Source organism: Paraconexibacter sp. (assembly GCF_041602235.1).
GTDB lineage: Bacteria > Actinomycetota > Thermoleophilia > Solirubrobacterales > Solirubrobacteraceae > Paraconexibacter.
The window spans coordinates 1-9,436 of record NZ_JBFIGP010000140.1 but is presented as its reverse complement, the minus strand read 5'-3'; the positions used below and the strand labels follow the sequence as shown (position 1 = coordinate 9,436).

General features: G+C 72.2%; 10 protein-coding genes. 4 read left to right on the top strand and 6 right to left on the bottom strand.

Translation table 11 applies throughout. The annotated features are described in order from the left end of the window. The 3 genes from ABYE80_RS12180 to rnhA all read right to left on the bottom strand — a co-directional run. Positions 1-2,914, bottom strand: a 2,914-nt coding sequence (locus ABYE80_RS12180) for an Ig-like domain-containing protein (protein WP_372790553.1), incomplete at its 3' end; no start/stop codon positions are given. A 169-nt stretch (positions 2,915-3,083) separates the two neighbouring features. After that, complete coding sequence (locus ABYE80_RS12175) at positions 3,084-3,977, bottom strand: crotonase/enoyl-CoA hydratase family protein (RefSeq protein ID WP_372790552.1); 894 nt, start codon at positions 3,975-3,977, stop codon at positions 3,084-3,086. A gap of 27 nt (positions 3,978-4,004) precedes the next feature. Next, a complete protein-coding gene (rnhA, locus tag ABYE80_RS12170) occupies positions 4,005-4,520 on the bottom strand; it encodes a ribonuclease HI (RefSeq protein ID WP_372790551.1) in 516 nt (171 codons plus the stop codon). A 22-nt stretch (positions 4,521-4,542) separates the two neighbouring features. On the opposite strand from rnhA, the gene ABYE80_RS12165 reads away from it, so the two are divergent. Both ABYE80_RS12165 and ABYE80_RS12160 read left to right on the top strand, forming a co-directional pair. After that, positions 4,543-5,133, top strand: a complete 591-nt coding sequence (locus ABYE80_RS12165) for an arsinothricin resistance N-acetyltransferase ArsN1 family B (protein WP_372790550.1) — start codon at positions 4,543-4,545, stop codon at positions 5,131-5,133. 36 nt (positions 5,134-5,169) lie between these two features. Then, positions 5,170-5,403, top strand: a complete 234-nt coding sequence (locus tag ABYE80_RS12160) for a hypothetical protein (protein WP_372790549.1) — start codon at positions 5,170-5,172, stop codon at positions 5,401-5,403. A gap of 1 nt (position 5,404) precedes the next feature. On the opposite strand, the gene ABYE80_RS12155 is transcribed toward ABYE80_RS12160, so the two are convergent. Beyond that, the gene (locus ABYE80_RS12155) at positions 5,405-6,322 is read right to left on the bottom strand and encodes a hypothetical protein (RefSeq protein ID WP_372790548.1); all 918 of its coding nucleotides are present in this window, start codon (positions 6,320-6,322) and stop codon (positions 5,405-5,407) included. A gap of 176 nt (positions 6,323-6,498) precedes the next feature. Between ABYE80_RS12155 and ABYE80_RS12150 the strand changes: the two genes are divergently transcribed. Then, on the top strand, positions 6,499-7,155 hold the full coding sequence (locus ABYE80_RS12150; protein WP_372790547.1) for a TetR/AcrR family transcriptional regulator: 657 nt from the start codon (positions 6,499-6,501) through the stop codon (positions 7,153-7,155). Between the two features lies 1 nt (position 7,156). Here ABYE80_RS12150 and ABYE80_RS12145 read toward each other — a convergent pair whose 3' ends face one another. Both ABYE80_RS12145 and ABYE80_RS12140 read right to left on the bottom strand, forming a co-directional pair. Continuing rightward, positions 7,157-7,804: a GntR family transcriptional regulator gene (locus ABYE80_RS12145; protein ID WP_372790546.1), complete on the bottom strand. Its 648-nt coding sequence runs from the start codon at positions 7,802-7,804 to the stop codon at positions 7,157-7,159. Further along, entirely contained in the window at positions 7,782-8,984 is a 1,203-nt protein-coding gene (locus ABYE80_RS12140; protein WP_372790545.1) for an MFS transporter, read from the bottom strand. Before ABYE80_RS12140 ends, ABYE80_RS12145 begins: the two co-directional genes overlap by 23 nt. 174 nt (positions 8,985-9,158) lie before the next feature. Here ABYE80_RS12140 and ABYE80_RS12135 point away from each other — a divergent pair. After that, the coding region (locus ABYE80_RS12135) for a hypothetical protein (RefSeq protein ID WP_372790544.1) at positions 9,159-9,436 on the top strand (278 nt) is incomplete at its 3' end.

Here is a 9,436-nt window from a genome sequence, read left to right as displayed (position 1 = left end):
TCACCACGGTCCCGTTGGCCGGCTGCGTCACCGACCCGATCAGCTTCGTCCCACCATCAGGATCCGTGTCGTTGGACAGCACCGGGACCGCGGTCGCCCCCGCATCCTCCGTCACCGTCGCGTCGTCATCCACCGCCACCGGCGCATCGTCCACGCAGGTGACGGTCATCGACACCGTCGCGCTCGACCCGCCGTTGAGCGTGTACGTGAACGTGTCCGGCGTCGTGCCCGGAGGCGCATTGCAGGAGTCCGCATCGGGTGCATAGGTGAGACCCGTCCCGCCGCCCGTGATCACCACGGTGCCGTTGGCCGGCTGCGTCACCGACCCGATCAGCTTCGTCCCCCCGTCCACATCGGTGTCGTTGGACAGCACCGGGACCGCGGTCGCAGCCGCATCCTCCGTGACCGTTGCGTCATCGTCCACCGCCACGGGCGGATCGTCCACGGGGGTGATCGTGATCCCGCGCGTCGCTGCCGTGCCGAAGCCGGTCGCGTCGCGGGCAGCGAAGGTGACCGTCCGCGGGGCGGCGTCGGGTGTGTCGCTGGTGTTGCGGTAGGTGACCGCTCGCAGGGCCGCTTGGTAGGCCGCGACGGTGGCGGTGCCACTCAAGGCCAGCGTTCCGTCGCCCGGGGTGAACACCCCGGTGATCGCCGGCTGGGCGGGCAGCGCGAGCAGGTCCTCGCCGGTGACGTAGCCACCGGTGATCTTCACGGTCGCGCCGGTGAGGTTGGCCGAGTCCGGGTCGGTCACGGTCACCCCGGTGTCGATCGCCGCGGCCGGGGCGTCCTCGGTGTACGCCAGCGATCCGCCGCTGGTCGTGGTCTCGGGCGCGTTGTCCGTCGCGCTCACGGCGATGTCGCGCGATGCCGGGGCCGAGGGCACGGTGCCGTCGTTCACCACGAACGTCACGGTCCGGGTCGTGGTGCTCGGGGCGTTCGAGGTGTTCGCGTACCTGACCTCGCGGAGCGCGTCGGCGAACTGCGCCGGGGTCCCCGGGCCCGTCAGGGTCATCACGCCGGTGACCGCATCGTAGGAGCCCGTGACCGGATTGCCGAGCGGCGAGAGGTAGGACAGGACGTCCTGCGCAGCATCGAATCCGGCGCCGATGGAGACGGTCGCGCTCGCGATCGTGCTGTCGACGTCGACGACCGTGACGCCGGGGTCGACCGGGGTCGCGGGGCTGCCCTCGGTGTACGTCACGGGCCCGGACGTGGTCGTCACGACCGGTGCGTCGTTCACGCAGGTCACGGTCATCGTGACCGTCGCCGTTTCACCGCCCGGTCCGCCCAGGGTGTACGTGAAGGTGTCCAGCGCAGAGCCGGGAGGGTCGTTGCAGTAGTCGGCGTCGGGTCGGTAGGTCAGGCCGGATCCTCCACCGGTGATCACGGCGGTGCCGCCCGCCGGATCACTGACGCTGACGATGCTCAGCGGATCGTCCTGGTCGCTGTCGTTCCCGAGGACGGGTATCGCCGTGGCCGGATCGTCCTCGGTCACCGTCGCGCTGTCGTCGCGGGCGATCGCGGGATCGTCGACATCGGTCACGTCGATGGTGAACGTCCGCGTGAACGCGCCGCCGGCGCCGTCGTCGGCCCGTATCCGCACTGCGTAGGTGCTCTTGGTCTCGGCGTCGAACACCGCCGCGGTCCGCAGCGTCGAGCCGACGATCTCGAACGACGCGTTGTCCGCGTCCCCGGCCCCGGGGACCAGGGCGAACGTCGCCGTGGCGCCCGCGTCCTCGTCGAGCGCGGACAGCGATCCGACCGTGGTCCCGCTGGGCTGGTTCTCCGCCACCGAGGTGCCCGACAGCACGACGTTGGTCGGCGGGTCGTTGATGTCCCCGACGCTGATCGAGAGCACCTGCTCGAACACGCCGCCGGCTCCGTCGGTGGCGCGCACGCGGACGCTGCGCACCGCCCCCGCCTCGAAGTTCAGCGGTGCTGCCGTGCGCAGTTCGTTGCCGACGATCGCGAAGCTCGCGTTGTCGGTCGCTCCGGGCCCGGCGACGAGCGAGAACCCGGCGGTGTCGCCCGCGTCGGGGTCGGTCGCCGACAACAGGCCCACGGGCGTCCCGGTCGGCTGGTTCTCCGGCACCGTGCTGCTGCTCAGCGCGACTGCGGTCGGTGGCTCGGCCGCGTCGGTCACCGTGATCGTGAACGCCTGCTCGAAGGTCCCCCCGCGTCCGTCGGACACCCACAGCCGCACGCTGTAGGAGGACTTCGCCTCGAAGTCGAAGACCGCCCCGGTCCGCAGGGTCCCGTCGCTCAGCACGAACGACGCGTTGTCCTGGGATCCGGGTCCCGCGGCGAAGCCGTAGGTCAGGGTGTCCGCCGGGTCTGGGTCGGTCCCGGCCAGGTTCCCGACCGTGGTGTTCACCGGCGCGTTCTCCGCGACGTTCGCGTTCGTCAACGCCAGCGCGGTGGGCGCGGCGTTCGCGGGCGTCGCCGGACCGCTCTGCCCCGTGACGGGTGCCGAGGGCTGCGGGGTAGGCGGCGGCTTCGGCTCGACCTTGGGCAGATCGATGATCTCCACGCCGACCCGCTGACGCCCGCGTATGTTGCGCCGCGTACGTCGCTCCCGGTACCGCGCCGTCACGCGCAATCGCAGGTTCGATCCGCGGGACTTCTGGTTGAGCAGCAGCTTCAACGAGGTCGTGCCCCGGGGCACGCTGTGCTTCGCCGACCCGAGTTGCTTGCTGCCGCGGACGATCGCGAAGCGCAGCCACAGCTTGCGGGTGGCCGTGACCTTCACGCGCAGGGTCCTGCTCTTCAGGCTCGCGCTCCGAACCGTGAGACCGACGCTTCGCAGCGAACGGTAGGTGCGCTTGGCCGCACCGGCCGGCGGGGCTGCGGTGCTCTGCGCGACCGTGGACGTGCGCGGCGCCGCGGTGGCCGCGCTCGTCGTGCTCTCCGCCATCGGTCCGGCGACCAGGAGTCCGCAGCAAGAGGCGGCGGCCAGGGCCGAGCGTCGTACAGCCGTGGTGTGACCGAACCCGCCCATCGACGTCCTTGCGCCACTCCTCCTCGGGACTCTGCGGATCGCACCGTACTCCTACAGCGACGCCGCGTGGCACTTTTTCGCGGCCCTACGGCGTGATCACGTGTCGCGGGTCGGGCCGCTGCCCCTCGGGAGCCTGCCCGTAGTCGCCCCATTCCCCGTCACGCCGGGCCACCATCGCGCCGACCCCGTCCCGCTCGGCGAGCTCGATGAACCGCTTGGCGTCGGGCGTGTTGCGCATCAGCCCGTCGAGGATCGGCCCGAGGGTCTGGACGGCGTTCAGACCCATCTGCTCGTAGGCGTGGTTGACGACGAGCTTCATGGCAGCCAGCTGCGAGGCGGGGATCCGGGCGAGCTCGAGCGCCCGCTCGCGCACCCTCGTCTCGAGCCGCTCGAACGGCACCGCCTCCGTGATCAGCTCGATCTCGGCCGCCCGCGCCCCCGAGAACGGCCGGCCGGTGAGGGCGTGCTCCTTCGCGCGGGTCAGCCCGAGCCGGTAGATCCACATGCCGGACAGGTAGGCGCCCCACATGCGCGAGTAGGGCGTGCCGATCTGCGCATCGTCGCTGGCGATCACCAGGTCGGCGCCGAGCGCGAAGTCGCTGCCGCCGCCGACGCACCAGCCGTGGACCTGGGCGATCACCGGCTTGGACGTGCGCCAGACCGACAGGAACTTCTGCGTCGGCGCCATCGCCGGATCGGTCGCCATCGCGAAGTCCTTGCCCGGGTCCCACTCGCCATCCGTGGCCAGGTGCTCGTCCCAGTGGTGGAAGCCGCCGCTGAAGTCGTAGCCGGCGCAGAACGACCGTCCCGCGCCACGGACGACGATCACCTTCACCTCCGGGTCGCGCGTCGCCGCATGGACGGCGTCCTGCACCTCGTCGGGCATCGGCGGCACGATCGTGTTCAGCGACTCGGGGCGGTTCAGCGTGATCGTCGCGATCGGCCCGTCGACCGCGTAGAGGATGGTCTCGTAGCTCATGCGCCGACCGTATCGGCGCGGGGTCCCTCAGCGGCGCGAGGCCGCTTCGGCGGCGGCGACCGCCAGTTCGTCGGCGCGCTCGTTGAGATCGGTACCCACGTGCCCGCGCACCCAGTGCCAGCGGACCGACTCGTGGCGCGCAGCCTCCGCCTCGAGCGCCTGCCAGACCTCCTGGTTCTTCACCGGCTTGCCGCCCGCGGTCTTCCAGCCCTTGCGCTTCCAGCCCGCGAGCCACGACGTCATGCCGTCGTGCAGGTAGCGCGAGTCCGTGACCACGCAGACGCGTGACCCGTCGGGCAGCGAGCGCAGACCTTCCAGGGCGGCCGTCATCTCCATGACGTTGTTGGTGGTGTGCGGCAGGCCGCCCGAGAGCTCCTGCACCGCGTCGTCGGCGTCGTCGGGCCAGACGACCAGCGCGGCCCAGCCGCCCGGCCCGGGGTTGCCCTGACAGGCGCCGTCGGTCCAGATCAGGACCTCTCCGGGTGCGGGTTGCGGCATTCCGCCGGGGAGGGGCTGGGAACGGCGACGGGCGGCGGGCGGCATGGGCGGCCACGATAATCGTCGGGTGCCCCGTCATGCCGACCCGTCTCGCGATGCCGCCGCGTGCGCGGCCATCTACGCCCCGTACGTCGCCGACGGGGTGGCGTCGTTCGAGGCCGTCGCGCCGGACGCCGGCGAGATGGGCCGGCGGATCACCGCGTGGGCGGCGACGCACGCGTTCCTGGTGTCGGAGCGCGACGGCCGGGTGACCGGCTTCGCCTACGCCTGCCCGCATCGCGAGCGTGCCGCGTACCGGTGGTCGGCGGACGTGAGCGTCTACGTGGCGGGCTCGGCGCACCGCAGCGGCGTCGGGGCCGAGCTGTACCGGTCCCTGCTCGACCTGCTGCGGCGTCAGGGCATCCGGCGCGTGCACGCGGGGGTGACGCTGCCCAATCCCGCGAGCGTGGGCCTGCACGAGGCGTTCGGGTTCGTGCCCGTCGGCGTGTACCGGAAGGTGGGGTACAAGTTCGGTCGCTGGCACGACGTGGGCTGGTGGCAGCTCGACCTCGCACCGGACGAGCCGGTCGACGCCGTGCCCGGGGAGCCGCTGGGTCCGCAGCGGCTTCGCCCCACGGACCCGGACCCGCGGTCCTCAGGAACTTCTGACGTCGCCTGAAGGTGACCTTGAGGTTGGCGCAGCAGGATGAGCCGCATGCGATCCCTCACGCTGCTCCCCCAGCCCCCGGTCACGGAGGCCGAACTCCGCAGCACCGCCGCCGAGGCGGCCGACGGCGGCGCCGTCGTGGGCCTGGTGCCCCTCGATCCGCTCGGCCGGTGCTGGCACGCCACGGTCGTCACCGCTGCGGGCGTTCGCGACGTGCGCCTGGACACCGAACTGCGGACGGCCGAGGTCGTCATGACCCCGGCCGTCTCGGACGCCGCGTGAGCTACTCGCTGATCGTGACGTAGAACCGCTTGCGATCGGTCGCCGTCGTGGGCGTCCCGTCGCTCTTGCGCGGGCTGACCACGAACGCGTTCGTGGTCTTCGCTCCCGCCGGCGCGCACTCGACGACGTTCGGGATCTGGCAGCGCGACACGGACACCTCGCCACCGAAGTTGGGGTCGGCGCCGGCCGCCCCGTCCACGTCGACCAGGTTCTGCAGGGCGATGGTGGCGTCGATGCCCTTGCCGACCATGGACGAGCCGCTGTCGATGTAGCAGTTCGCGTTCGTCGTGTAGCAGTCGATGATGCTGAAGCCGCCCGACTGCTCCTCGATCTGGCCCTTCTCGTTGACCAGCGCCCAGCGGGTCTTCAGAGCGGTCGCGTCGTTGCCGTCGACGGTATCGGCGTCCAGGCCGGTCTTGGCGCGGGCGCTGGCGATGAGCTCGCTGGCGTTGGCTCCGTCGACGCGGTCGGCGTTCAGACCGGTCGCCACGCCGGTGGCGTTGGTCGTGAACGGCTTCTTGGTGTCTCCGCCGGATCCGGCGTTGATCGTGCCGACGACGTCACCGTTGGTGGCGTTGAACTCGAACGCGAACCCGGTGCTGAGGTTGTTCGCCCGCAGGCAGGGGTTCTTCGGCGGGTTCGCGGCGCTGCCCCCGACCGTGGACCGGCAGCCGTAGATCGCTCCGCCACCGCTGTTGGACAGGTTCGACTGCCGGGTGGCGTAGCCGCCCTTCACCCCCGTCGAGGACTGGATGTTGGCGACGATCTCGGTCTCCTGCGACGTGGTGCCGTTGCGGATGCCCTCCCGCAGGTTGCCGCCGGTCGCGGCGTCGACCACGCCGGTGATGCCGATCGCGGCCACTGCGGTGGACAGGACGACGGCGCGCGTTCGCGGCGCCTTGCCGTGGAACTTCTTCATGGAACAGAACCCCTTTGTCGGTTTCGGTTCGTGCCCTTCCCGGAACCACCTCGCGTCATGCAGAGTTGCGCCGGGCGGCGCGATTTCCGGCGCACACGGCGTCGCGTGCTGCCAGGCCACCGACCGGCGAGGCCCCTCTTGGCGCTCTGCCAACAGCGGTGGTAGGTTGCGGCCACATGGGCAGCCCCTCCCCCGCGCCGCGCTGGACGCGCCTGGAACACGACGAGCGCCGCGAGCAGATCCTCACCTGTGCGCGACGGCTGTTCAGCGAGCGCGGCTACGCCGACGTCTCCACGACGGAGATCGCGGCCGAGGCGGGCGTGGCCCGCGGGCTGCTGCACCACTACTTCGGCACCAAGCGCGACCTCTACGCGGAGGTCGTGCGCACGATGGTCCGGCTGCCGCCACCGCTCCCGGACGCCGACGTCGCCGCGCGCCCCATCACCGACATCCTCGACGTGACCATCCATCGCTGGCTCGGCATGGTCAGCCGCCACCGCCAGACCTGGTTCGCGGCGGTCGGTGCGGAGGGGGGCCTGGGCGGCGACCCGGAGATCGAGAAGATCCTCGAGGACGCCCGGGAGGAGGTCGTCGATCGCTGGGTGACGATCCTCGCCTCGCGGCGCCCCGACGCGACCGCCGAGGTCGAGCCCGAGCTGCGCGCGGCGATCCGCAGCCACATCGCGCTCGCGGAGGCGGCGACCCGCGAGTGGCTGCAACGAGAACGGCTCACGCGGGCCCAGGCCCACACGCTCATCACCCGCTCGATGCTCGTCCTCATCGACGACATCGTGCCCTCGTTGGTGCGCGACGCCGCCCCGAAGACGGCCTGAGTCAGCCCAGCGCGCGGCGGACGGTCTCCTCGCCTTCGACGAGGTGGCGCCGCAGCGCGGCAGGGCCCTCCCGCTCCAGGGCGGCGAGGAGCCGGCGATGATGCTCGGCCATCGTGGCCGGCGTCCACAGCGGACGCAGCGCGATGACGAACAGCCGCAGCTCCCCGGAGAGACGCGCGTAGGCCTCGGCGATGCGCTCGCTCTCGCCGGCGCGCACGAGCGCCTCGTGCACGCCCTCGTGCGCTTCGACGATCGCCCTCCACGGAGGAGAGCTCCTCGCGCAGACGCGATCGAGATCGGCCACCGCGCGGTGGACCTCGTCGGCCACCCGGCCGTCGTGCCGCTCGAGCATCCGGTGCGCGCTCTCGAGCTCCAGCGCGGTCCGCACCTCGAACAGCCCCCGCAGGCGTTGTGCGTCGAGCGCCGCGACGTGGGCTCCGCGGTTGCGCTCGACGGTGGCCAGCCCCTCCTCCTGCAACGTCCTCAGCGCCACGCGGGCGGTGTGACGTGCGCAGTCGTGATCCTCGACGATCATGCGCTCCACGAGGCGGTCTCCGGGCGCGAGCTCACCGTCGAGGATTCGCGCCCGCAGCGCGGCGACGACACGGGTGACGGCAGCGGGCGCTTCAGCGGGCGACGACGGGGACATCACCTGTCGATACTGCCGCAGGGTGCGGCGGAGCACCTGCGACGCCCCTCGGCCCTGCGAACCACCGCGCCGCCACGATCGCCGCACACGCCCATGCGAGCGCCGAGAGCACGAGCACGGTCGTCCAGGCGTCGACCAGGGCTGCCAGCGCGCCACCGACCGCGGCCCCCGACCACATCGCCGCGTACAACCCGCCGAGCGCGTGTCCACGAACGGCCTGGGGCACGGCAAGGACCACCTGGAGGCCGACGAGCGTCAGGTAGCACCAGTAGGCCAGGGCGAACAGCCCGATGCCGAGCGCGGCTCCACCCGGGGTGCCCGTGAGCGCGCCGATGAGGAGGCCTGTGACCCCCGTGGCCAGGACCGCGACCATCGGCCGTCGTGGGCCGATGCGGTCGGCGACACCGGCGACGACGCCCGTGAGCAGCATGCCGGCGACGCCGCCGAGGAGCGGGATCGCCCGGGCGCCGTCCTCCGAGAGCCCCGCGCCGTCCGGCCCCAGCAGGGGCGCGATGCGCGTGACGATCGTCCAGTACGCGATCAGGACGAGGAAGGCGCAGGCCCACGCCGCCCAGAGGCCGGAGGTGACCGGGAGGCGACGCGCCCGGGCGGCGCCTCCCGTGGGCAGGCGGCGGCTGCGCAGGAGCGGCGTCACCGCCACCAGGGCGATCACGGGCAGCCCGAGCGCCCCGAGCGCGAGGACGGCGTCGGTGCCGAGGATCGGTTCGAACGCTCCGGCCAACAGCGGTACCAGCAGCGTCCCGACGGCGACCGCGACGCTCATGCCGCCGATCGCCCGGCCGGTACGCCCCGCACCTCCGAGCGCCGCGAGCGCGGCCTGTGCGGCGGGCGGGACGCCGGCGGCCGCCAGGCCCTCCAACGCGCGTCCGGCGATCCAGCCGGCGTCGCCGAGCGGAAGGACGAGGACGACGCCGGCGAGCAGCAGCAGCGCGCTCGCGGCCCGCATCGCCGGAGCCACACCGTGACGGTCGGTCCACCGTCCCCAGGGAACGAACGCGAGGGCGAAGACCACGCAGAAGGGCACGACCGAGAGCGACGGATCACTCGGGGCCCGCCCGGCGTCCAGCGCAGGCGCGAACGCCGCGACGCCGTAGGTGGCTCCGGCCGCGACCCAGACCCTTCGACGCTCGGCCGCCGGTGATTGTCCAACAATCCGCACCGACCGACCGTAGCAAAGGCGCGCGGAGATTGTCCAACAATCCGACCCGCCCAAGAAGCTGTTGTCGCCCGGCCCGCTGGACCAGGGCCGGGCGACGCGGGTGTACGTACCCGTTCATGAGAACTTCCACACGCTTCGTCGAAGGCGGCGGCGGGACCGACTATCGTCGCGGTCTTGCGCGAGCACCCCGCCAGCCGGCATGCCTCCGCCCGGGCCCGCGATGAGGATCTGTCCCTCGCACTCCGTGCCGCCAACATGGGCTGGTGGGAGTGGGACCTGCCCGACGGCGCGATCCGCTGGTCGACCGGCCACGAGCAGGCCCACGGTGGCGAACGCGCGCCGCTGAGCTACAGCGAGTACCTCGAGACCATCTACTTCGAGGATCGCGCGCGACTCGACGGGCTCATCCGGACCGCGATCGCCGAGCGCGGGTCCTACGAGACGGAGTTCAG

Bases quoted from the DNA above. Each gene is read 5' to 3' on its own strand.
- ABYE80_RS12175 (WP_372790552.1), bottom strand. From the start codon at position 3,977: ATGAGCTACGAGACCATCCTCTACGCGGTCGACGGGCCGATCGCGACG.
- rnhA (WP_372790551.1), bottom strand. From the start codon at position 4,520: ATGCCGCCCGCCGCCCGTCGCCGTTCCCAGCCCCTCCCCGGCGGAATG.
- ABYE80_RS12160 (WP_372790549.1), top strand. From the start codon at position 5,170: ATGCGATCCCTCACGCTGCTCCCCCAGCCCCCGGTCACGGAGGCCGAA.
- ABYE80_RS12155 (WP_372790548.1), bottom strand. From the start codon at position 6,322: ATGAAGAAGTTCCACGGCAAGGCGCCGCGAACGCGCGCCGTCGTCCTG.
- ABYE80_RS12150 (WP_372790547.1), top strand. From the start codon at position 6,499: ATGGGCAGCCCCTCCCCCGCGCCGCGCTGGACGCGCCTGGAACACGAC.
- ABYE80_RS12145 (WP_372790546.1), bottom strand. From the start codon at position 7,804: ATGTCCCCGTCGTCGCCCGCTGAAGCGCCCGCTGCCGTCACCCGTGTC.